Source organism: Paraburkholderia bannensis (genome assembly GCF_014200455.1).
GTDB classification, from domain to species: domain Bacteria; phylum Pseudomonadota; class Gammaproteobacteria; order Burkholderiales; family Burkholderiaceae; genus Paraburkholderia; species Paraburkholderia bannensis_A.
Genome location: NZ_JACHBW010000001.1, coordinates 69,523 through 93,192 on the forward strand (window position 1 = coordinate 69,523; position 23,670 = coordinate 93,192).

The 23,670-nt window shown below is 63.0% G+C and carries 18 protein-coding genes; 2 read left to right on the plus strand and 16 right to left on the minus strand.

Going from position 1 to position 23,670, the window contains the following annotated elements:
• Window positions 1–46 precede the first annotated feature (46 nt).
• On the minus strand, window positions 47–1,636 hold the full coding sequence (ppx, locus tag F4827_RS00315) for an exopolyphosphatase (protein ID WP_183721110.1): 1,590 nt from the start codon (window positions 1,634–1,636) through the stop codon (window positions 47–49).
• Window positions 1,637–1,874: 238 nt separating this feature from the next.
• On the opposite strand from ppx, the gene ppk1 reads away from it, so the two are divergent.
• Window positions 1,875–3,938: a polyphosphate kinase 1 gene (gene ppk1 / locus F4827_RS00320; protein ID WP_183721107.1), complete on the plus strand. Its 2,064-nt coding sequence runs from the start codon at window positions 1,875–1,877 to the stop codon at window positions 3,936–3,938.
• 109 nt (window positions 3,939–4,047) lie between these two features.
• Here ppk1 and phoR read toward each other — a convergent pair whose 3' ends face one another.
• From phoR to F4827_RS00375, 11 genes are all read right to left on the minus strand, one after another.
• Complete coding sequence (phoR, locus tag F4827_RS00325) at window positions 4,048–5,361, minus strand: phosphate regulon sensor histidine kinase PhoR (protein WP_183721104.1); 1,314 nt, start codon at window positions 5,359–5,361, stop codon at window positions 4,048–4,050.
• A 121-nt stretch (window positions 5,362–5,482) separates the two neighbouring features.
• A complete protein-coding gene (phoB, locus tag F4827_RS00330) occupies window positions 5,483–6,184 on the minus strand; it encodes a phosphate regulon transcriptional regulator PhoB (protein WP_027817258.1) in 702 nt (233 codons plus the stop codon).
• A gap of 123 nt (window positions 6,185–6,307) precedes the next feature.
• Window positions 6,308–7,012, minus strand: a complete 705-nt coding sequence (phoU, locus tag F4827_RS00335) for a phosphate signaling complex protein PhoU (protein ID WP_167059141.1) — start codon at window positions 7,010–7,012, stop codon at window positions 6,308–6,310.
• A gap of 38 nt (window positions 7,013–7,050) precedes the next feature.
• Window positions 7,051–7,887, minus strand: a complete 837-nt coding sequence (gene pstB, locus F4827_RS00340; protein WP_027817260.1) for a phosphate ABC transporter ATP-binding protein PstB — start codon at window positions 7,885–7,887, stop codon at window positions 7,051–7,053.
• Window positions 7,888–7,903: 16 nt separating this feature from the next.
• On the minus strand, window positions 7,904–8,800 hold the full coding sequence (gene pstA / locus F4827_RS00345; protein WP_183721101.1) for a phosphate ABC transporter permease PstA: 897 nt from the start codon (window positions 8,798–8,800) through the stop codon (window positions 7,904–7,906).
• On the minus strand, window positions 8,797–9,783 hold the full coding sequence (gene pstC, locus F4827_RS00350; RefSeq protein WP_183721098.1) for a phosphate ABC transporter permease PstC: 987 nt from the start codon (window positions 9,781–9,783) through the stop codon (window positions 8,797–8,799). The genes pstA and pstC overlap by 4 nt, the downstream gene beginning before the upstream one ends.
• 242 nt (window positions 9,784–10,025) lie before the next feature.
• Complete coding sequence (gene pstS, locus F4827_RS00355; protein WP_183721095.1) at window positions 10,026–11,057, minus strand: phosphate ABC transporter substrate-binding protein PstS; 1,032 nt, start codon at window positions 11,055–11,057, stop codon at window positions 10,026–10,028.
• 400 nt (window positions 11,058–11,457) lie between these two features.
• Window positions 11,458–12,810, minus strand: coding sequence for a phosphoglucosamine mutase (gene glmM / locus F4827_RS00360; RefSeq protein WP_183721092.1), 1,353 nt, complete (start codon window positions 12,808–12,810; stop codon window positions 11,458–11,460).
• A gap of 84 nt (window positions 12,811–12,894) precedes the next feature.
• A complete protein-coding gene (gene folP / locus F4827_RS00365) occupies window positions 12,895–13,701 on the minus strand; it encodes a dihydropteroate synthase (protein WP_260174943.1) in 807 nt (268 codons plus the stop codon).
• 250 nt (window positions 13,702–13,951) lie between these two features.
• On the minus strand, window positions 13,952–15,844 hold the full coding sequence (ftsH, locus tag F4827_RS00370) for an ATP-dependent zinc metalloprotease FtsH (protein ID WP_183721086.1): 1,893 nt from the start codon (window positions 15,842–15,844) through the stop codon (window positions 13,952–13,954).
• Between the two features lie 220 nt (window positions 15,845–16,064).
• Window positions 16,065–16,727 (minus strand): RlmE family RNA methyltransferase, encoded by a 663-nt coding sequence (locus F4827_RS00375; RefSeq protein ID WP_183721377.1) that lies wholly within the window; start codon window positions 16,725–16,727, stop codon window positions 16,065–16,067.
• Window positions 16,728–16,986: 259 nt separating this feature from the next.
• Between F4827_RS00375 and yhbY the strand changes: the two genes are divergently transcribed.
• Complete coding sequence (yhbY, locus tag F4827_RS00380; RefSeq protein ID WP_183721083.1) at window positions 16,987–17,526, plus strand: ribosome assembly RNA-binding protein YhbY; 540 nt, start codon at window positions 16,987–16,989, stop codon at window positions 17,524–17,526.
• Between the two features lie 98 nt (window positions 17,527–17,624).
• On the opposite strand, the gene F4827_RS00385 is transcribed toward yhbY, so the two are convergent.
• The 4 genes from F4827_RS00385 to carA all read right to left on the minus strand — a co-directional run bounded on the left by F4827_RS00385 (window position 17,625) and on the right by carA (window position 23,394).
• Entirely contained in the window at window positions 17,625–18,083 is a 459-nt protein-coding gene (locus tag F4827_RS00385) for a DUF4149 domain-containing protein (protein WP_183721374.1), read from the minus strand.
• A 78-nt stretch (window positions 18,084–18,161) separates the two neighbouring features.
• Complete coding sequence (gene greA / locus F4827_RS00390) at window positions 18,162–18,638, minus strand: transcription elongation factor GreA (RefSeq protein ID WP_183721080.1); 477 nt, start codon at window positions 18,636–18,638, stop codon at window positions 18,162–18,164.
• 207 nt (window positions 18,639–18,845) lie between these two features.
• Entirely contained in the window at window positions 18,846–22,100 is a 3,255-nt protein-coding gene (gene carB / locus F4827_RS00395) for a carbamoyl-phosphate synthase large subunit (RefSeq protein WP_183721076.1), read from the minus strand.
• Window positions 22,101–22,257: 157 nt separating this feature from the next.
• Entirely contained in the window at window positions 22,258–23,394 is a 1,137-nt protein-coding gene (carA, locus tag F4827_RS00400) for a glutamine-hydrolyzing carbamoyl-phosphate synthase small subunit (RefSeq protein WP_183721073.1), read from the minus strand.
• Window positions 23,395–23,670: the final 276 nt, after the last annotated feature.

Here is a 23,670-nt window from a genome sequence, read left to right on the forward strand (position 1 = left end):
CTCAGGCCGGGCATTGTCGTTTCTGGATCAAGCCAAACTCGTCGGCTTATTCGTCCGAATACACCACGCGATAAGGAATGCCGATCTTGCCCCACTCCGCCGCTTCCTGGACGAGGTTATAGTCGGTGAGCGGATTGTTCTGCACCCACGCGTTGGGCAGGATGACTTCGTAGCCGTTGTGCTCCTGCACCACGGTGATCTTCGGCAGGCCGACATCGGCGCGACGGCGGCTCAGCAGCGCGGCCAGGCGCAGGCAGAACAGCAGCGGCCATTCCACGTCGCGCGTCTGCGAGAGCTTGCCGAGCTTGCCCACATGGCCCAGCACCAGCGCGGCCAGCCGCGCCTGATCGGTGCGCGAGAAGCCCGGCATGTCGGCGTTGCTGGCGATGTACGCCGAGTGCTTGTGATACGCGCTGTGCGAAATCGACAGACCGATCTCGTGCAGCGACGCCGCCCAGCTCAGGAACATGCGGTTTTCTTCGCGGCGCTCTGCATCGGCTTCCTCGAACTGGTCGTAGAAGCTCATCGCCAGTTCGCCGATACGGCCCGCCTGGGCGCGATCCACGCCGTAGCGGCGCATGAAGCCTTCCACCGTGACGGTACGCATGTCTTCGTGCTGCGAGCGGCCCAGCAGGTCGTACAGCACGCCCAGACGCAGTGCGCCGTCGGTGGTGTCGACGTAGTCGATGCCCAGTTCCTCGAACACCGCGATCATGATCGACAGACCGCCCGCCAGCACCGGAATGCGATCGGGCTTGAGCGCGACGAGCTTCAGGCGGTTGACGTTCTCCGCCTTGATCAGCGCGCGCTTGAGGCGCTCCAGACCGCCACGCGAGATGCCGTGCGTGATGCCCGGATCGTTGAAGCCGTTCGCCTCGACCAGTTCGGCGAGCGCGCGCGCCGTGCCCGACGAGCCGATCGCCTGATCCCAGCCGGTCTTGCGATAGTCGGCGGAGATGATCTGGATTTCGCGCGAGGCAGCCAGTTCGGCCTGGCGCATGGTGTATTCGTCGACATTGCCCGCCGGGAAGAACTGGCGGCTATGGCTCACGCAGCCGATGTAGAGGCTTTCCATGCGGATCGGCGTGTAGTGCGAGCCGATGATGAACTCGGTCGAGCCGCCGCCGATGTCCACCACGAAGCGCTTGCCGGCGCTCGCGGGCACGGAATGTGCCGCACCGGCGTAAATCAGACGCGCCTCTTCGCGACCGGCAATCACTTCGATCGGAAAGCCCAGCGCCTTTTCGGCCTCGCCAAGGAATTCGCGGGCGTTCTTGGCGACGCGCAGCGTGTTGGTGGCGACGGCGCGCACGTGATCCGGGTGGAAATCGCGCAGACGCTCACCGAAGCGTTTGAGCGCATCCCAGCCGCGCACCTGCGAGGCGCGGTCGAGCATCTTGTCCTTCGAGAGGCCCGCGGCGAGCCGCACGGGTTCGCGCAGGGCATCGACCGGATAGATCTGGCTGCCGGCGTCGGTTTCCTCGACCCGGCCGACGATCAGACGAAAGCTGTTCGAGCCGAGATCGACGGCGGCAAGCAGTTGCGGATTGGTGACCATCGAGGGTGCGGGCTCCATGCGTGCGAACGCGGCCATCCTGGCTCTCTGAGCGGTGGCCGCGTCATCCAAATATGCCATTTTAAGCGTACCCGACTTCCCCATGGCGCTTCTCGCGAAGGTTATCGTCAGTGAATGGCAAGGAACGCCCTTTGCGGACACCTTAACCCAGTGTGCATCTTTAATTGGCAAGGTGTCGGAAGTGTGAAAAGGCAGCGTAAAATTTATGACACACTCAATTTCACAATAAAGTCACATTACTGTGAGAATTTCCGAGCGTCCGTTCGAATCATCCCCTGAAATTCCGCTTTCAATACCAATGTCCATCCGCTATCCCCTCCTTAACCGCGAACTGGGCATTCTGGGATTCAACGAGCGTGTGCTCGCACAGGCCGCCGACCCATCCGTTCCCTTGCTGGAGCGCCTGCGCTTCATCTGCATCACCAGCAGCAACCTCGACGAATTCTTCGAAGTCCGCATGGCCGGGCTTCAGGAGCAGATGCGCGACAACCCGGGCGCACTCTCGCCCGACGGCATGTCGCTGCAGCACGTCTACGACCTCGTGGTCGAGCGCGCGCAGCGCCTCGTGCATCGCCAGTACCGCATGTTGCACGACACCGTGCTGCCGGCGCTCGAACAGGAAGGCATCTACTTCCACGGCACCGATGTCTGGAACGAAGCGCAGACCAACTGGGCGCGCCAGTACTTCCTCGACGAACTGCTGCCGGTCCTCACGCCGATCGGGCTCGATCCCGCTCACCCGTTCCCGCGCGTGCTCAACAAGAGCCTGAACTTCGTGGTCGAACTCGAAGGTAAGGATGCCTTCGGTCGTCAGGCCGTGATGGGCATCGTGCAGGCGCCGCGCGCGCTGCCGCGACTCGTGCGCATGCCGCAGGAACTGTCGGGCTTCCAGCATGGTTTCGTGCTGCTCGGCTCGCTGCTGCAGCGCTTCGTGGGCGAACTGTTCCCGAGCCTCGTGGTGCGCAGTTGCAACCAGTTCCGCATTACGCGCAACAGCGAACTGTTTGTCGATGAAGACGAAATCACCAATCTGCGAGTGGCGCTGCAGGGCGAACTGCCCGCGCGCCATCTGGGCAATGCGGTGCGGCTGGAAGTGTCGGCGGAAACGCCGCTGCATCTGGTCCAGCGTCTGCTCGACGAAAGCAGCCTCGATGAGAAGGACTGCTACTACGTCGACGGCCCCGTCAATCTCGTGCGCCTGATGCAGTTGCCCGAGATGGTCGACCGCCCGGACCTGAAGTTCGTACCGCACGTCCCGTCGATTCCGCAGCGCATCGCCGCGAACAGCAGCATGTTCGACGTGATCGATCAGGGCGACGTGCTGCTCCATCATCCGTACGAAAGCTTCCAGCCGGTGCTGGAACTGCTGCTGCAGGCCGCCAACGATCCGAACGTGGTCGCCATCAAGCAGACCATCTACCGCACCGGCACCGATTCGCCGCTGATGGACGCGCTCATGCAGGCCGCGCGCAACGGCAAGGAAGTCACGGTGGTCGTGGAGCTGCTCGCGCGCTTCGACGAAGAGACCAACATCAACTGGGCGTCCCAGCTCGAAGCCGTGGGCGCGCATGTGGTGTATGGCGTGGTGGGCCACAAATGCCACGCCAAGATGATGCTGATCGTGCGGCGCACCGCCGTGAACGGCCGCATGCAGCTGCGCCGCTATGTCCACCTGGGCACCGGCAACTATCACCCGCGCACCGCGCGCCTCTATACCGACTTCGGTCTGATGACGTCGGAGCCGAGGATGTGCGAGGACGTGCACCATGTGTTCCAGCAGCTCACCGGCATCGGCGGCGAACTGCAGTTGAACGAACTGTGGCAATCGCCGTTCACGCTGCATCCGAAACTCGTCGAAGCGATTCGCGCGGAAGCGCGGGCCGCGCGCGAAGGCAAGAAGGCGCGCATCGTCGCGAAGATGAACGCGCTGCTCGAACCGACGGTGATCGACGAGTTGTACGAAGCATCGCAGGCGGGCGTGAAGATCGATCTGATCGTGCGCGGCGTGTGCTCACTGCAGCCGGGCGTGCCGGGCCTGTCCGAGAACATCACGGTGCGCTCGATCGTCGGCCGCTTCCTCGAACACCATCGCATCTACTACTTCTATGCGGGCGGCAAGGAAGACGTCTATCTGTCGAGCGCCGACTGGATGGACCGCAACCTGTTCCGCCGCGTCGAAGTGGCGTTCCCGATCCACGATCGGCGTCTGAAGCGCCGCGTGATCGCCGAAGGTCTGTCGTGCTTCCTTGGCGACAACCAGGCGGCGTGGCTCATGCAAAGCGACGGCCACTACAAGCGCCGCCGCGCGGGCAAGGCGATCCGCAATGCGCAGATGAGCCTGCTGACGAAGTTCTGCCCTTGATGCGCGTCGTGCTGTCCAGCGCCTGTTTCAAGGGCGCTGGATGCGAAAAAGCCGCTTCGGTCATCAGGACGAAGCGGCTTTTTTATGCATTAAAACCTGGCGGTAAAACTCAGGCCGGCGCGGGTTGTCGCCGCGTCGTGCGAGCGGCCGGGAAACGCACCGTGAAGGTACTGCCCCGCCCTTCCTCGCTCTTCACCTCGAGCGCCGCGTCGTGGCGTTGCAGCACATGCTTGACGATCGCGAGGCCCAGACCGGTGCCGCCCGTATCGCGCGAACGGCTGCGATCGACGCGATAGAAACGCTCCGTGAGACGCGGAATGTCGCTCGCGGGGATGCCATAGCCGCTGTCCGTCACCGAGAACACCGCGTTGGCGCCTTCCAGACGCCACGACAATTGCACGCGGCCGCCCTCCGGCGTATAGCGCACCGCATTGGTCGCGAGATTGCCCAGCGCGCTCAATACTTCGGTTTCCGAACCGGTCACGCTCAGGCCATCGTCGAAATCGGCAGTGACGATGTGATGGCCGCCCGAGAGACTTTCCGCATCCTCGCGCACATGGCCCAGCACCGCGCGCATGTCGATGATCTGGTCGCCCGGCAGGCGCGCTTCGCCTTCGAGCTTGGCCAGCACCAGCAGATCGGTGACGATGTGGCGCATGCGCGAAGCCTGCTGCTCCATCAGATCGAAGTAGCGCATGCGCTCTTCTTCCGAAAGCGGCAGCTCGCGCATCGTCTCCAGAAAGCCCGAGAGCACCGTGAGCGGCGTCTTCAGTTCATGCGAGACATTGGCTACGAAGTCGCGGCGCATCGCATCCGTGCGTTCGAGTTCGGTGATGTCCTGCGAGAGCACCAGCTTGCGGTTATCGCCGTACGGAAACACCTGCACCGACAGCACGTTCTGGCGCTTCGCGCCCATGCCGCGCATGATCAGCATGTCCTTGTAATCGTGCGAATTCAGATAACGCACGAAGTCGGGCTGACGGACCAGATGGGTGATGTGCTGGCGCAGGTCGCGCTTCGCGTCGAGCCCGAAATGCACTTCGGAAATGGCGTTGCACCACTCGATCTGATCGTGATCGTCGAGCATGGCCACGCCATTGGGCGACGCCTGGATGGCCTGGATGAAACGCGAATGCTGTTGCTCGACCTGGCGGACCTGGGCATGCCAGCGCTTCGCGAGCTTGTGCAGACGGTAGTAGATTTCCCCCCACACGCCGGGCGCGCTCGGCACTTCGCCGTAGACGGGCGCATCGAGCAGACGCCACAGACGCTGCTTGTGGAAGGTGCTGAAAACCATTTGGCCGACCAGCGCTACCACGGCGAGGGCCAGCCCGAATTTGACGCCGACTAACGCGCCGACGCCCGTGCAGACGAGCGCGAGCAGCACAATCGATACGAGGGCGCGCGCCCAGATGATGTTCATGTTCCTGCGTTCGAAGAGAGTGACAGTCCGTACCGGGGCGCTGCGGATTCGGAGCACCGGCGCTGCGTCTCGCACAGCGCCAGCGTGTGACGACGGTAAATCAGCTCGGCGGCAAGTGCAATCAGGCGCTCTTCGCGAGCCGGTAGCCGCTGCCGCGCACCGTTTCGATCATAGCATCGCACCCAGCCGGCTTGAGCGCGGCGCGCAGACGCTTGATATGCACGTCCACGGTGCGCTCTTCCACGAACACGTGATCGCCCCAGACCTGATCGAGCAGCTGCGTGCGGCTGTGTACGCGCTCCGGGTGCGTCATGAAGAAGTGCAGCAGGCGGAACTCGGTCGGGCCGAGATCGAGCTTGATCTCCGAGCCTTCCGCATGAGCCGCCACGCGGTGCGTAGCCGGATCGAGCTTGAGACCGTTGATCGCCACCACATCTTCCGTGAGCTGCGGCGCACGGCGGCGCAGAACCGCCTTGATGCGCGCCATCAGCTCCTTGGGCGAGAACGGCTTGGTGACGTAGTCGTCGGCGCCGATTTCGAGGCCGAGCACCTTGTCCTGCTCGTCGCCGCGGGCGGTCAGCATGATGATCGGGATGTGTTTCGTGCGCTCGTTGTTGCGCAGATCGCGCGCGAAATTCACGCCCGATTTGCCCGGCAGCATCCAGTCGAGCAGGATGAGATCGGGCAGCACGTCGCTGATCAGATTCTGCGCCTGCTCCGCGTTGTAGGCGCGGATCGGGCAATGACCTGCGTGCTGCAGGTTCACCGAGATCAGCTCGGAAATGGCGGGCTCATCTTCGATGACGAGAATGCTGCTAGGCATCGGCACCTCTTGACCTTAAGACCTGTTTATACGGATGACAAAAATGTCGGGGCGGTATCGATTTCAGAACTCGACGTGAAAAAGCGCCTTGAAAGCGCGATTCCACACCACCCCGGCAATCACTTAACTCAGTGCTTCGCGTTCGAGCGCGTCGCGCGACTTGTGCCGCACGTCGGTGCCCTTGACGATGTAGATGATGAATTCGGCGATGTTCTTCGCGTGGTCGCCGATGCGCTCGATCGCCTTGGCGATGAACAGATAGTCGAGGCCCGCCGAAATCGTGCGCGGGTCTTCCATCATGTAGCTCACCAGCTTGCGCACGAAGGCGCGGAATTCCTCGTCGATGGCCTTGTCGTCGCGCACGATCTGCGCGGCGGCGACTGTGTCCAGACGCGCGAACGCGTCCAGCGCACGGCGCAGGATCGACACGGCCATCTCGCCCGAGACCTTGATTTCGGCGATGTTGACCGCGCGCGAATTGCCATCTTCCATCAGGCGTTTGGTGCGCTTGGCGATCTTTTCGGCTTCGTCGCCGGCGCGTTCGAGGTTCGTGATGGTCTTCGAAATCGCCAGCACGAGGCGCAGGTCGCGCGCGGCCGGCTGACGGCGCGCGATGATGTTGCTGCACTCTTCGTCGATCTCGACTTCCATCGTGTTCAGGCGGTCTTCGGCGGCGATCACGCGCTCGGCGGCTTCGCCGTCGAATTCGTTCAGGGCCTGCATCGCCGTGATGATCTGCGACTCCACGAGGCCGCCCATTTCCAGAACCTTCGATGAAATGAGGTTCAGGTCGGCGTCGAACTGGCTGGACAGGTGCTTGTCGGACATGTCTTTTCTCCCTTCCGCTTAATGTGCTACCAGACGGATCAGCCGAAGCGGCCCGTGATGTAGTCTTCCGTTTCCTTGCGGACCGGCTTGATGAAGATCTTCTCGGTGTCGCCGAATTCGATCAGCTCGCCGAGATACATGTACGCAGTGTAGTCCGAGCAACGCGCAGCCTGCTGCATGTTGTGGGTGACGATCACCACCGTGTAATCGCTCTTGAGTTCGGCGATCAGTTCTTCGATACGACCGGTGGAAATCGGGTCGAGCGCCGAGCACGGTTCGTCGAGCAGCAGCACTTCCGGACGGATCGCGATACCGCGCGCGATGCACAGACGCTGTTGCTGTCCCCCAGAGAGGCCGTAGCCGCTCTGGCCAAGCTTGTCCTTCACTTCGTTCCAGAGCGCCGCCTTGGTGAGCGCCCATTCGACGCGGTCGTCCATTTCCGGGCGCGACAGCTTTTCGAACATCTTCACGCCGAACGCGATGTTGTCGTAGATCGACATCGGGAACGGGGTCGGCTTCTGGAACACCATGCCGATGCGCGCACGCAGCAGCGAGATGTCGCGCTTCGTGGTCAGCAGGTTCTCGCCTTCCATCAGGATCTCGCCTTCGGCGCGTTGTTCCGGATAGAGCGCGTACATCTTGTTGAAGGTGCGCAGCAGCGTGGACTTGCCGCAGCCCGACGGGCCGATGAACGCCGTCACCTTGCCTTCGGGAATCTGCAGGTTGATGTTCTTGAGCGCGTGATACTTGCCGTAGAAGAAGTTGAGATCCTTGACCTCGATCTTCGGACGCGACGACATGGCGCCACGGTTGCCCTGGGCGGGGTCGAAGCCGGACGGCGCGGTAGTGTTGAGGTGACTCTCTGCCATATTCATCGGATGGACTCCGCCCTTACTTTTTCGAAAAGATGGTGCGTGCAAGGATATTCAGACCCAGCACACCCAGCGTAATCAGGAACACACCGGCCCACGCAAGCGACTGCCACTGCGAGAACGGGCTCATCGCGAACTTGTAGATCGTGACCGGCAGGTTGGCCATCGGCTGATTCATGTCCGCCGAGAAGAACTGGTTCGACAGCGCCGTAAACAGCAGCGGCGCGGTTTCGCCGGCGATACGGGCGATCGCGAGCAGCACGCCCGTCACGATCCCGGCGATCGACGCCTTCAGCGTGATCGACAGCACCATCTTCCACTTCGGCGTGCCGAGTGCGAAAGCGGCTTCGCGCAGTGCGTTGGGCACCAGCTTGAGCATGTTCTCGGTGGTGCGGATCACGATCGGAATCTGCAGCAGCGCGAGCGAAATCGCGCCGGCCCAGCCGCTGAAGTGGCCCGTCTTCGCCACCACCAGCGCGTAGACGAACAGACCCACGACGATCGAGGGCGCCGACAGCAGAATGTCGTTGATGAAGCGCGTCACGCTCGCAAGCCAGCCCTTCTGGCCATACTCGGCGAGATACACGCCTGCCAGGATGCCGATCGGCGTACCCACGGCCGTGGCGATGCCCACCAGCAGCAGGCTGCCGACGATCGCATTGGCCAGACCACCGCCATCGGTGTTCGGCGGCGGCGTCGACTGCGTGAACAGTTCGACCGACAGACCGCCAACACCGAGCGAGAGCGTCGTGTAGAGAATCCAGACGAGCCACAGCAGACCGAAGGCCATCGCGGCCAGCGACATCGTCAGCGCAATCGCATTCGTCACGCGGCGGCGGCTTTGCAGCTTGCCGCGCATCTTGTCGAGCTCGGAGCCGTGGATCGCTCCGGGAATTTTCAGCATTGGCTCGCTCATCGCGCACCCTCCGACTTTTCAAGGCGCAGCAGCATGACCTTCGAGATCGCCAGCACGATGAAGGTAATCACGAACAGAATCAGGCCGAGCTCCATGAGGGCCGAGGTATGCAGACCCGGGCTCGCCTCGGCGAATTCGTTGGCGAGCGCCGAAGTGATGCTGTTGCCGGGCGAGAACAGCGAGACGTTGTCCAGCAGGTTCGTATTGCCGATCACGAAGGTCACGGCCATGGTTTCGCCGAGCGCGCGGCCAAGGCCCAGCATCACGCCGCCGATCACACCGGTCTTGGTGAAGGGCAGCACGATCTTCCACATCACTTCCCAGGTCGTGCAGCCGATGCCGTATGCCGATTCCTTGAGCAGCACGGGCGTGACTTCGAACACGTCGCGCATCACCGAGGCGATGTACGGAATGATCATGATCGCGAGAATGACGCCTGCGCACAGGATGCCGATGCCGATCGGCGGGCCCTGGAACAGCGGGCCGATCAGCCACACGTTGCCCAGCAGATGGCCGAGCGGGCGCTGGAAGTATTGCGCGAAGATGGGCGCGAACACCAGCAGGCCCCACATGCCGTAGACGATCGACGGGATCGCGGCCAGCAGTTCGATGGCGATGCCCAGCGGGCGGCGCAGCCAGGCGGGCGAGAGTTCAGTGAGGAACAGCGCGATGCCGAAGCTCACCGGCACAGCGATGACAAGCGCGATGATCGACGTGGCGATGGTGCCGTAGATGGGCACCAGCGCGCCGAACTGATCGCTGGGTGGATCCCAGTCGGCCGTCCAGAGGAACGAGAGGCCGAACTTCTGGATCGTCGGCATCGAGGCGACGAGCAGGGACACGATGATGCCGCCGAGCAGCAACAACGTGACGATGGCGGCGCCGCGCGCGAGGCCGCCGAAAATGATGTCCCCTGCCGGGCTGGGCGCCTGTTGCTGCGCGTTGCCGCCGGGCGGGTTCGAGACGAGCGGGACGTCGGACATGGTGACCTGTTTCCAGTTGCCGCGAGCGCGAGGCTCACGACGTTGATGCGGTTCTGAAACCGATTGCCGCCAGGGCCCGGCCAGGCGGCCGGTACGCTGCCCAAGGGCGGTACATCGTAGCGGGTGATTTACGAATATTTTGCAACCTGATTACGGATGCATAACGAATGACCAGGAAGCAGCACGGGCCGCACGCGATGTCGCGGCGGCCCGTAGCGCTACACGGTCAAACCGCCTTCGCCTTACTCGGCGATGGCCTTACCGCTGGCGTCCTTGACCTTTTCCTTCCACTGCGTCTTGATCTCGCTCACAACGGATTGCGGCAGCGAGATGTAGTCGAGGCTGTCAGCAGCCGGCGTGCCGTTCTTGAAGGCCCAGTCGAAGAACTTGAGCGTTTCCTTGCCCTGGTCCGGCTTGTCCTGTGCCGTGTGCAACAGCACGAACGTGGCGCCCACGACCGGCCATGCATCCTTGCCCGGCTCGTTCGTCAGGATCTGGTAGAACGACTTCTTCCAGTCTGCGCCAGCAGCAGCGGCCTTGAACGTGTCCGTGCCCGGCTCGACGACCGTGCCCGACTCATTCTTCAGGGCAGTGTAGACCATGTGATTTTGCTTGGCGTATGCCCACTCGACGTAACCGATCGAGCCCGGCAGACGCTGAACGAAGGCTGCGACGCCGTCGTTGCCCTTGCCGCCCGTACCCGTCGGCCAGTTGACCGTCGAGCCTTCGCCGACCTTGCTCTTCCACTCGGCGTTGACCTTCGAGAGGTAGTTCGTCCAGATGAAGCTGGTGCCCGAACCATCGGCGCGGCGAACCACGGCGATGTCCAGATCCGGCAGCTTGACCTTCGGGTTCAGCGCGGCGATGGCCGGATCATTCCACTTCTTGATCTTGCCGAGGTAGATGTCGCCGAGCACTTCGCCCGACAGCGTGAGTTCGCCAGCCTTGATGCCCGGCACGTTGATCGCCGGCACGACGCCGCCCACCACCGTCGGGAACTGGAACAGGCCCTGCTTGGCCAGCTCGTCGTCCTTCAGGGGCGCGTCCGAACCTGCGAAGTCAACCGTCTTGGCGACGATCTGCTTGATACCGCCCGACGAACCGATGCCTTGATAGTTCACCTTGCCGCCGCCCGACTTCTGATAGGCGTCCGCCCATTTCGTGTAGATCGGTGCTGCGAAGGTGCTGCCCGCGCCAGTGATGTCAGCAGCGTGGGCTGCGATCGCGAAGAGCGCGCCAGCAACGCCAGCGAGCGCGGTTTGCATCAATTTCATGAGACCTCCAGATGTGTGAGCGGATGAACGACAGGGCGAAGAATAGGGCCTCTTTGTGACAGTACCGTGACGATTCGTGAAGCAGTTGTGACAGTACGATTACCGGCTGAAAGGCGGGGGATAGATGAAGAAGACGCTCACTTCAGGCGCATTGATGCCTGCAGCGCGAGCGCTGACGCATGCGGCAGCCCGTGGGGCGGGCGTTTGCCGAAACGGCGGGGTCGGACACGTAGAGGGTCGTGCGACCTATTGAAAGGCGTCTGAAACCGTCGGTGGAACGTTTGCTCGAACGACAAAAAAAGCGTCGCGCCAGACCGCGGTGCGATGGCCGCAAATACAGACGCGGCACCTTGTCGCAGACAAGATGCCGCCCTTTTCCGCCGGGGCGGACTCAAAAAAGTCAGGCGATCGCGCGCTTGACGGTGTCGGCGATCGATTCCGCGTAATGGAGGGTGTCGCGCTCTTCGCGCGCTTCCACCATCACGCGCAGGACCGGTTCGGTGCCCGATGCGCGGATCAGCACGCGCCCGCGGCCCTGGAGTTCGGCTTCGGCGTCGGCGATCGACTTCTGGATCGCGGTGTTGCCCTTCCAGTCCGCGCCCTGCGCGATGCGCACATTGATGAGCTTCTGCGGGAACAGGGTGACGCCGTCGAGGATCTGCGCGAGCGTCTGGCCGCTGCGCTTCATCGCCGCCAGCACCAGCAGCGCGGAGACGATGCCGTCGCCGGTCGTATGCCGATCCAGCGAGAGGATGTGCCCCGAGCCTTCCGCGCCGATCTGCCAGCCGTTGTCGCGCAGTTGCTCCAGCACGTAGCGGTCGCCCACGTTGGCGCGCACGAAGCGCACGCCCAGGCGGTCGAGCGCCTGCTCCACCGCGAGGTTGGTCATCAGCGTGCCGACTGCGCCTTCGACCTTGCCGTCGGTCGCCATGCGGTCCTTGACCAGCACGTAGAGCAGTTCATCACCGTTGTAGAGGCGGCCTTGAGCATCGACGATCTGGAGACGGTCCGCGTCGCCGTCGAGCGCAATGCCCAGATCGGCATGGTTCGCGCGCACCGCACGCACCAGCGCGTCGGGCGCGGTCGCACCCACGCCATCGTTGATGTTGAAGCCATTCGGCGAGACGCCGATGGGAATCACGTCCGCGCCCAGTTCGTGGAACACGTGCGGCGCGATGTCGTAGGCCGCACCATTCGCGCAGTCCACCACCAGCTTCAGGCCGCGCAGGCTGAACGCCTGCGGGAACGTGCTCTTGCAGAACTCGATATAGCGCCCGCGCGCATCGTCCAGGCGGCGCGCGCGGCCGAGTTGCTCGGAAGGCGCGCAATCGAGCGGCTGTTCCAGCTGTGCCTCGATCTGCGTTTCGACATCGTCGGGCAGCTTGTTGCCGTCGGCGGAGAAGAACTTGATGCCGTTATCGAAATACGGATTGTGCGAGGCGCTGATCACCACGCCCGCGGCCAGACGCAGCGCGCGCGTGAGATAGGCGACGCCCGGTGTCGTCATCGGTCCGGCGAGCATCACGTCGATACCGGCGGCTGACAAGCCCGCTTCCAGCGACGCTTCGAGCATATAGCCCGAAATGCGCGTGTCCTTGCCGATCAGCACGGCCGGGCGCGGGCCCGAAGCCGGAGCCGCCCCTGCGAGCACCTTGCCCGCCGCGTAGCCGAGACGCAGCACGAAATCCGGCGTGATCGGCGCAACGCCAACCTTGCCGCGAACCCCATCGGTTCCGAAATAACGACGTCCCATACCTCAAACCTCACATTGACACTGTTGTACGGCGCCCGGGGCCTTCTGGCGCCCGGTCACGCCCTGTTCTTTCGACGCCCTGCTTCAAGCCCGCTCGGCCTCGCGCATCGCGCCCCAGACCTTCAGTGCATCGACGGTCGGCGCGACATCGTGCACGCGGATCATTGCCGCGCCCTTGTGCGCCGCGCACACCGCCGCCGCCACGCTCGCCGCCACACGTTCGGACGCCGGGCGATTGATCAGCGCGCCGAGCATCGATTTGCGCGACATGCCCGCCAGGATCGGATACGGCGCGACGCCAGCGGCAACCTCCGGCGCGGTCGAGGGCAAATGCGCGAGCAAGGCGTAATTATGCTCGACCATCGACTTGCCGAAACCAAAACCCGGGTCGACGCTGATACGCGCTTTCGCAACGCCCGCGCCTTCGAGTTCGGCGCAGCGCGCTTCCAGAAATTCTCGCACCTCGCGCACCACATCGGTGTAATCCGGTTCGCCCGCCTGCATGGTCTGCGGCTCGCCAAGCATGTGCATCACGCACAGACCGCAGTTGCTCCCGCGCACCGCGTCGATGGCGCCCGGCATGCGAAAACCCCAGATGTCGTTGATCAGATCGGCGCCAGCCGCCAGCGCGTGACGCATCACTTCCGGCTTGTAGGTGTCGACAGACAGCGGCACGCCCGCGTCCTTGAGGCGCTCGACCAGCGGAATCACGCGAGCGAGTTCTTCGTCGAGCGGCACGGGAGGTGCGCCGGGGCGGGTCGACTCGCCGCCGATATCGATGATGTCGACGCCGTCGCGCAGCATCTGTTCGGCACGGCGCATGGCGTCGTCGAAGGCGATGTAGCTGCCGCCGTCCGAGAACGAATCCGGCGTCGCGTTGAGGATCCCCATGACGAGCGGACGCTCGAAGGTCAGCGTGAAACGACCGCAGATCAGCGGTTCGGGCAGATTACCCTGCGAAATGAGATTGGGCACGTCAAGAAACGTCAGATGTGTAACGAAATGCGGCCGCCAGTGGTGGCGTAGCGGCGCAGCCACGCTGCGCACCGGCAACGTCGCAGATGCGCTCAGAAATGCAAACGGGCCGGTGTGAAACTCACACCGGCCCGCAACTTTACTCGATCTGGCAACCCGCGGTGGGTCAGGCCGGCTGCGTTGCGCTGCTGCCCGGCTTGACTTCGCTGCCCGCGTTGCCGCCCGACGAGGACGCATCGCCAGCAGACGGCGTGCTCTTCGGCGAGCGCGGCGGACGACCGGCCATGATGTCGTTGATCTGATCGGCGTCGATCGTTTCCCACTCCATCAGCGCGGCGGTCATGGCTTCGACCTTGTCGCGGTTCTCATCGAGCAGACGCTTGGCGAGACTGTACTGTTCGTCCAGCACGCGGCGGATTTCAGCGTCGACCTTCTGCTGCGTCGCTTCCGAAATCGCACGCGTAAAGCCCTTGCCGAACGGACCACCTTCGCCTTCGTCGTCGGCGTAGACCATCGGTCCGAGCGCGTCGGTCATGCCAAAGCGCGTGACCATTGCGCGGGCCGTCTGCGTCGCCTTGTTGAAGTCGTCCGAGGCGCCCGTGCTGATCAGGTTCATGAACAGCTCTTCTGCCACACGGCCGCCGAACAGGATCGCCAGACGATCAAGCAGATAGTCCTTCGAGTACGTCTCGTTGTCGTGCTCCGGCAACTGCCACGTCACACCCAGGGCGCGACCGCGCGGGATGATGGTGACCTTGTGCACCGGATCAGCCTTCGGCAACAGCTTGGCGACGACCGCGTGGCCCGACTCGTGATACGCCGTGGCACGTTTCGCTTCTTCGCGGATCACGGCCGACTTGCGCTCCGGACCCATGAAGATCTTGTCCTTCGCGTCTTCGAAGTCCTGCATTTCGACGATGCGCTTGCCGCGGCGCGCCGCAAACAGCGCGGCTTCGTTCACGAGGTTCGCGAGATCGGCGCCCGAGAATCCCGGCGTGCCGCGCGCGATCACCGCTGCGTCGACGTCGTTGGCGATCGGCACCTTGCGCAGGTGCACCTTCATGATCTGTTCGCGGCCGCGGATATCCGGCAGACCGACATACACCTGGCGGTCGAAACGACCCGGACGCAGCAGTGCCTTGTCCAGCACGTCCGAACGGTTGGTAGCTGCGATCACGATGACGCCCGAGTTCGCCTCGAAGCCGTCCATCTCGACCAGCATCTGATTCAGCGTCTGCTCGCGTTCGTCGTTACCGCCGCCCATACCGGCACCGCGATGACGGCCAACCGCATCGATTTCGTCGATGAACACGATACAGGGCGCGTGCTTCTTGGCCTGCTCGAACATGTCGCGTACACGGGCCGCACCCACGCCGACGAACATTTCGACGAAGTCCGAACCCGAGATGCTGAAGAACGGCACCTTCGCTTCGCCGGCAATCGCACGTGCGAGCAGCGTCTTACCGGTACCCGGGGGGCCGACCAGCAGCACGCCGCGCGGAATACGACCGCCCAGCTTCTGGAATTTTTGCGGATCGCGCAGGAAGTCGACGAGCTCGGACACTTCTTCCTTCGCTTCGTCGCAGCCCGCGACGTCGGAGAAGTTGACCGCGTTGTTGTTTTCGTCGATCAACCGCGCTCGCGATTTGCCGAACGAAAACGCCCCGCCTTTGCCGCCCCCCTGCATCTGCCTCATCATGTAGAACCAGAACACGATGATGAGTAACGTAGGTCCGAGGTAGTACAGCGCCGAGACGAGCGCGTTCGGCTCTTCGTCGGCCTTGCCGCTCACCTGCACGTTGTACTTCATCAGGTCGCCGACCATCCAGATGTCACCCGGGGAGACGATCTGGTATTTCTGGCCATCGGCCGGAGTGACCGTGAGGTTCCGCCCCTGCACCACGACGCTCTTGACCTTGCCATTCTTCGCGTCGTCCATGAACTGCGAATAGGAAACGCCTTCCTGGACACGGGGCTTGTCGAACTGCTTGAACACCGTAAACAGCACCAGTGCGATTACCAGCCACACTGCTGCTTTCGAAAACATGTTGTTGTTCAAAGCACCACTCCTTCACTCATAGACGGGCGCCTACATTTGCCTTGCGACACCACCAAAGCATTCTAATCCAGTACGCAGGGCCTCGCCATAACGTTTCGCTAAGGCATAAATAGGCGGAGCGCCTTGCCGGGACAACGTCCCGGAGTATTTCCGGGCGGATTTTTACAGTCCTTGCAAGACGCCTGACGTGCTGGAACCGATCCTTGCGTAATGCCCGAGGTTAACGGGGTCGCTTCAGATGTTTGCCCAATATAAACGTTTCGGACGATTTATCGCGCGAAGCTTTCGGCTTGCGCGCGGCCACGACCTTGAACTGATGCTTGAATTTCTCGACGATCTGGCTGTAACCACTGCCGTGAAAGCATTTTACTAAAAGGGCACCATCGGGTTTCAAATGATTCTGCGAAAACTCAAGCGCGAGGTCGCAGACGTGTTCGATACGCGCGGCATCCGCCAGCGCGACTCCCGACAGATTGGGCGCCATATCCGAAATTACAAGATCGACCGGACGCCCATCGACGATTTCTTCCAGTTGTTCGAGCACGCTGTCCTCGCGGAAGTCGCCCTGCAGGAAGGTCACGTCGGAAATGGGTTCCATCGGCAGGATGTCGAGCGCAATGATCGTCCCGTCGATGCCGCCCTGACGCTGTTCGTCGCGCTTCGAGCTCTGCGCGAGCTTGTTGCGCGCGTACTGACTCCAGCTGCCAGGGGCCGCGCCGAGGTCGACAATGACCATGCCGGGGCGGATCAGCTTGTCCTGCTCGTCGATTTCCTTGAGCTTGTAGGCGGCGCGGGCACGATAGCCCTCCCGCTGCGCCAGCTTCACGTACGGATCATTGATATGGTCGTGCAGCCACGACGTGTTGAAGCGGTTTTTTGCCATTAAAGATTGAACTCTTGCTGCGTGATGTCGCGCTTTTAGCGGATAATACGCGTTTAATTCGTGCGGCCGTCGCGGCCCGTGCGGCTGAGTGAGCGTGTTCGTACCGCCACACCTGCCCGCATCAGCCCGCGCCACGCCGTTCTCCACGGTTTTCCGTTGTTTCCGACGCGCCTTTCGCCTTCCGTGCCTGCCCCTCTTCCTTGAGGTCCGACAGGCTGTCCGACGAGCGCCGTCATTTTAGTCGAGTCTGCCACATCCCATGCCCGCCCTCACTCTTACTGCCGAACAGCGTTCCGAACTGCGTTCCCAGGCTCACGCCCTCAAACCGGTCGTGCTCATCGGCTCCGAGGGGTTGACCGACGCCGTCATCAAGGAAATCAAGGTTCACCTTGGCGCGCACCAGCTCATCAAGGTCCGCGTATTCGGCGACGAGCGCGAAGAACGCATCGCGATCTACGATGAAATCTGCGACCGCCTGAACGCTGCGCCAGTCCAGCATATCGGCAAGCTGCTCGTGATCTACAAGCCCGAGGAAGCCAAGGCGAAAACCACGACGGCTCGCGCCGGTGCCCGCGGCACCGTGACGCGCCCGTCCGGCGACGTGCCCAGTGCACGCGAAGCCGGCAAGCGCGCGCCGCGCGTGGTGAAGGTCGTCAAGCCCAGCGAGAACCCGATGCGCAAGCCGAAGGCGCAAAAGGTCACGGTCAAGGGCAATGAGCGCGTCACGCAAGGCGGCAACATCAAGCGCGCCAAGAAGCGTCAGACCAGCTCGAAGCGCATCCACCAGGGTTCGAAATAAGCTCGACGCCAGTTCGAAAAAAGAAAGCGCGGCCTGTGTGCCGCGCTTTTTTTCGCCCTGCGCCACCGCAATGGATGGCAGCCCGGCGCCCTGACCGATCAGCGTCGCGTGGACGGCAGCAGCCAGACTAGCCACGCGCCCAGCAGGCTTTCGACCAGATAGAACAGGCTCGAAATGCCGTGCAGCATGCCGAAGCGGCTCGCATAGGCCGAGTGTGCAATGTCCACACCCGCCTGCATCGCGTTCATGCGCATGGCGTTCATGAACGGCTGCAGCGCGTAGTAGCCAATCACCACGCACAGCAGCATGCCCACCAGCAGCCAGCGCAGGCGGCGATAACCCAGCTCCCCGCGCCGCACGAACACATTCGCGAACACCAGCAGCAGCACGCCGCAGACCAGCCCGATCATGCCTTCGATGCGAAACAGCTGGGCCGCGAGCGCCCCCGCCGACATGCGCTCGAGCGAGCTGAACAGCACCGGCGCCACCGCATAGCCGATGGTCAGCTGGCTGCCCACCCACAACATGGCGAGCAGCGCGAACAGGCGATGCGGCACGAGCGATGTGCCAGGCGCCGCCGCGCGAAGATCGGCGCTCACGTCATTTCTCACATCGTGACCCATGATCGCGCCTCGTCAGACGTAGCGAACCTCGATGACTTCGTACTCGCGCACGCCGCTGGGCGCCTGCACGGCCGCGACGTCGCCTTCCGACTTGCCGATCAGTGCGCGCGCGATGGGCGAGCTCACCGAAATCAGGCCGTGTTCGAGATCGGCTTCATCGTCGCCGACGATCTGGTACGTGACCGTATTGCCCGATTCGAGGTCTTCGAGATCGACCGTCGAGCCGAACACGATGCGGCCATCGGCTTCGAGCGTGGCCGGATCGATCACTTGCGCAGCGGCCAGCTTCGATTCGATTTCAGCGATGCGGCCCTCGATGAAGCCCTGCTTTTCCTTCGCTGCGTCGTATTCGGCGTTTTCGGACAGATCGCCCTGGGCGCGCGCTTCGGCGATCGAATTGATGACCGCCGGACGCTCGACGGACTTCAGGTGTTGCAGTTCTCCGCGAAGCTGCTCCGCACCGCGCTTGGTCAAGGGAATCGTGCTCATAAACAACTCGTTCAGCCGCTTGGGGCCCTAGTGATGCCGCATGCAAATACATTGCGGCCATAAAAAAAATCACCGCGGTTAAGTGCATCCCGCAAGGGCGGCGGCGCATGCTGGCGCAGCCTGAGAACCCTGTTGGGACGCCGCTTAACCGCGGCACATTCAGCTATGTTTGCCTGCCTCGTTCGTATTGGACAGACAATCGAAGCTTTAGTTTAGGCGAGCGTGGAGGCCTTGTAAATCATAGACTTCCAGGTTCTTCAGGTAGCGCAGACCTTCGACGGCGGCGCGCGCGCCGGACATCGTGGTGTAGTACGTGACCTTGTTCGCCTGTGCGCTCATGCGGATCGAACGCGAATCGGCGATCGCTGCGCGGGTTTCATCGACAGTCGTGAAGACCAGCGAAATCTCGCCGTTCTTGATCATGTCGACGACGTGCGGACGGCCATCCTTCACCTTGTTGACGACCTTGACCGGCACGCCGGCTGCTTCGATCGCGGCTGCGGTGCCGCGCGTGGCGACAATCGCGTAACCGAGTTCGTGCAGCATGCGCGCGACTTCCACGGCCTTGGGCTTGTCCGAATCCATCACGGTGATGAACACCGTGCCCGATTCCGGCAGACGCGAACCCGCCGCGAGCTGCGACTTGAACAGCGCTTCGCCGAAGGTCTTGCCCACGCCCATCACTTCACCGGTCGAACGCATTTCGGGTCCGAGAACCGGATCGACAGCCGGGAACTTGATGAACGGGAACACCGCTTCCTTCACGCTGAAGTAAGGCGGCACCACTTCCTTCGTCACGCCCTGATCCGCCAGCTTCTGGCCGACCATCGCGCGCGCCGCGATCTTCGCGAGCGGCAGGCTGGTCGCCTTCGACACGTACGGCACGGTACGCGAAGCGCGCGGATTCACTTCCAGCACGTAGATGATGTCCTTCTTCGAGCCATCGTCCTGCGGCACTTGCTGGATTGCGAACTGCACGTTCATCAGGCCGACCACGTTCAGCGCCTTGGCCATGGCGGCCGTTTGACGCTTGAGTTCGTCGACGGTTTCCTTCGACAGCGAGTACGGCGGCAGCGAGCAGGCCGAGTCGCCCGAGTGCACGCCCGCCTGTTCGATGTGCTCCATCACGCCGCCGATGAACACGTCCGTGCCGTCGGAGATGCAGTCCACGTCGCATTCGATCGCGTCGTTCAGGAAACGGTCGAGCAGCACCGGCGAATCGTTCGACACCTTCACGGCCTCGCGCATGTAGCGTTCGAGGTCGCGCGGCTCGTGGACGATTTCCATTGCGCGGCCGCCCAGCACGTACGACGGGCGCACGACCAGCGGGTAGCCGATTTCGTCGGCCAGCTTGAGCGCTTCGTCTTCGGCGCGTGCGGTGCGGTTAGGCGGCTGGCGCAGGCCCAGGTCCTGCAGCAGCTTCTGGAAACGCTCGCGGTCTTCAGCCGCATCGATCATGTCCGGCGAGGTGCCGATGATGGGCACGCCGTTCGCCTCCAGATCCAGCGCAAGCTTCAGCGGCGTCTGGCCGCCGTACTGCACGATCACGCCAACCGGCTTTTCCAGGTCGACGATTTCGAGCACGTCTTCCAGCGTCAGCGACTCGAAGTACAGACGGTCGGACGTGTCGTAGTCGGTCGACACCGTTTCCGGGTTGCAGTTGACCATGATGGTTTCATAGCCGTCTTCGCGCATGGCGAGTGCGGCGTGAACGCAGCAGTAGTCGAACTCGATACCCTGGCCGATCCGGTTCGGACCGCCGCCCAGCACCATGATCTTCTTGTTGTTCGTCGGATTGGCTTCGCACTCTTCCTCATAGGTCGAGTACATATAGGCCGTCCTGGTGGCGAATTCGGCGGCGCAGGTGTCAACGCGCTTGTAGACCGGGCGCACGTTCAGCTCGATACGACGCTTGCGCACGTCGGCCGCGTTCGCGCCGAGCAGCTTCGCCAGACGACGATCCGAGAAACCGCTTTGCTTGAGGTACTTCAGTTCGTCCTTCGAGAGGCTCGCCAGCGTGCGGCCTGCGAGCGCCTTTTCCTTCAGGATGATCTGTTCGATCTGCGCGAGGAACCACGGGTCGATCGCGGTTTCTTCGAAGATCTCTTCGCGCGTCATGCCCACGCGGAACGCGTCGCCCACGTACCAGATGCGATCCGGACCGGCTTCGCCGATCTCGCGGATGATCTCGTCGCGGCTGGTGGTCTTTTCGTCCAGACCGTCCACGCCCACTTCCAGACCGCGCAGCGCCTTCTGGAACGACTCCTGGAAGGTGCGGCCAATCGCCATCACTTCGCCGACCGACTTCATCTGCGTGGTCAGGCGCGAATCGGCTTCGCGGAACTTCTCGAACGCGAAACGCGGAATCTTGGTGACGACGTAGTCGATGGTCGGCTCGAACGATGCCGGCGTTGCGCCGCCGGTGATTTCGTTCTTGAGTTCGTCGAGCGTGTAGCCCACGGCCAGCTTCGCCGCGACCTTGGCGATCGGGAAGCCGGTGGCCTTCGAAGCCAGTGCCGACGAGCGCGACACGCGCGGGTTCATTTCGATCACGATCATGCGGCCGGTCTTCGGATCGATCGAGAACTGCACGTTCGAACCGCCCGTATCCACGCCGATCTCGCGCAGCACCGCCAGCGAGGCGTCGCGCAGGATCTGGTATTCCTTGTCGGTGAGCGTCTGCGCCGGCGCGACCGTGATCGAGTCGCCGGTGTGGATGCCCATCGGGTCCAGGTTTTCGATCGAGCACACGATGATGCAGTTATCCGCCTTGTCGCGGACCACTTCCATCTCGTATTCCTTCCAGCCGAGCAGCGATTCTTCGATCAGCAGTTCGCGCGTCGGCGACAGATCGAGACCGCGCTTGCAGATCTCTTCGAATTCTTCGCGGTTGTACGCAATGCCGCCGCCCGAGCCGCCCAGCGTGAACGAAGGACGGATCACCACCGGGTAGCCGCCCGTGCCGGTGAATTCGGCGATTTCAGCTTGCACCTTGAGCGCTTCTTCCATCGAGTGCGCGACACCCGACTTCGCCGAGCCCAGGCCGATCTTCGTCATCGCGTCCTTGAACTTCTGGCGGTCTTCGGCCTTGTCGATGGCTTCCGGCGAGGCGCCGATGAGTTCGACGTCGTACTTCGCCAGCACGCCGTGGTGATGCAGGTCGAGCGCGCAGTTCAGCGCGGTCTGGCCGCCCATCGTCGGCAGGATCGCGTCCGGGCGCTCCTTCTCGATGATGCGCTCCACCACTTCCCAGGTGATCGGCTCGATGTAGGTGACGTCGGCCGTGTTCGGGTCGGTCATGATCGTCGCCGGATTGCTGTTGACGAGGATGACCTTGTAGCCTTCTTCACGCAGCGCCTTGCATGCCTGCGCGCCCGAATAGTCGAACTCGCACGCCTGGCCGATGATGATCGGACCCGCGCCGATAATGAGAATGCTCTTGATGTCTGTCCGCTTGGGCATAACGCTCTCGCTAAATATTCCTGTGTCTTTTACGTCTGGCGGCTGGCCGTCCTGCCTTGCCTGCCGCCCCGGTGCGCGCGTGGGCCGCGTGTGTTGCCTGCGGCTCGCTGCGCACCCTGCTCTACTCGTTCTTGCTGGCGTGGGCGCGGATTGGCGCTTAAGCCTTCGCCTTGTCCATCAGCGCCGTGAAGCGATCGAACAGATAGCCGATGTCCTGCGGGCCAGGCGACGCTTCCGGGTGACCCTGGAAGCAGAATGCCGGCTTGTCGGTCAGCTCGAAACCTTGCAGCGTGCCGTCGAACAGCGACACGTGCGTGACGCGCGCGTTCGCGGGCAGCGTGGCGGCGTCCACTGCGAAGCCGTGGTTCTGCGAGGTGATGACCACGCGGCCATCGGTCAGATCCTTGACCGGGTGGTTCGCGCCGTGGTGACCCGTCTTCATCTTCAGCGTCTTCGCGCCAACGGCGAGGCCCATGATCTGGTGACCGAGGCAAATGCCGAAGGTGGGGATGCCGCGCTCGATGAAGGCCTGGGCCGCCTTGATGGCGTAGTCGCACGGTTCCGGATCGCCGGGGCCGTTCGAGAGGAACACGCCGTCCGGGTTCAGCGCGAGCGCGTCTTCAGCAGTCGATTGCGCCGGCAGCACCGTGACGTCGCAGCCGCGCTCGGCCAGCATGCGCAAGATGTTCTGCTTCACGCCGTAGTCGAAAGCAACGACCTTGTACTTCGGCTCCGATTGCGTGCGGTAGCCTTCGCCCAGACGCCATTCCGTGGTGTTCCAGGTGTACGACTTGTCGGTCGAGACAACCTTGGCGAGATCCATGCCCGCGAGGCCCGGGAACGAGCGTGCGAGTTCGATAGCACGGGCTTCGTCGTCGGAACCGGCGAGGATTGCGCCGTTTTGCGCACCCTTGTCGCGCAGGATCCGCGTGAGCTTGCGCGTATCGATGCCGGCGATGGCGACCACGCCTTCGTCCTGCAGATACTGGCCAAGCGTGCGCTCCATGCGGAAGTTCGAGGCAAGTACAGGCAGGTCACGGATGATCAGACCGGCGGCATGGACTTTCGTGGCTTCGACGTCTTCGGCATTGACGCCGACGTTACCGATATGCGGATACGTGAGGGTGACGATCTGGCGGGAGTAGCTCGGGTCGGTCAGGATTTCCTGATAACCGGTGATGGCCGTATTGAACACGACTTCACCGATCGTATGACCCGGGGCGCCGATCGAGTAACCACGAAAGACCGTGCCGTCGGCGAGCGCGAGCAGAGCGGGAGAGAAAGACGGCAACACGGGAGACTCCTTGGGGGAGCACCCTGTGCCGACCTGTTGTCCGACGTTGCGATCTTGCGACCTGGGCGCGGCTGCGGCGTCGGCATCTTCATCGGCATGATGGGATGCGCGCGCGGCTCGCGCCTTGCGCGGCTATTCCGTGTCGTGGGGCTCGCGGTGGACTGCGTCAGGCGCCTGCCAGAATGAAGCGTTTGTGACGCTCGATCGGGCGGCAGCCAGCCTTGAACAAGAAAGCGCGGGCGGCGGATGAACGGATGGGGGAAGGTAGGCGCTAGG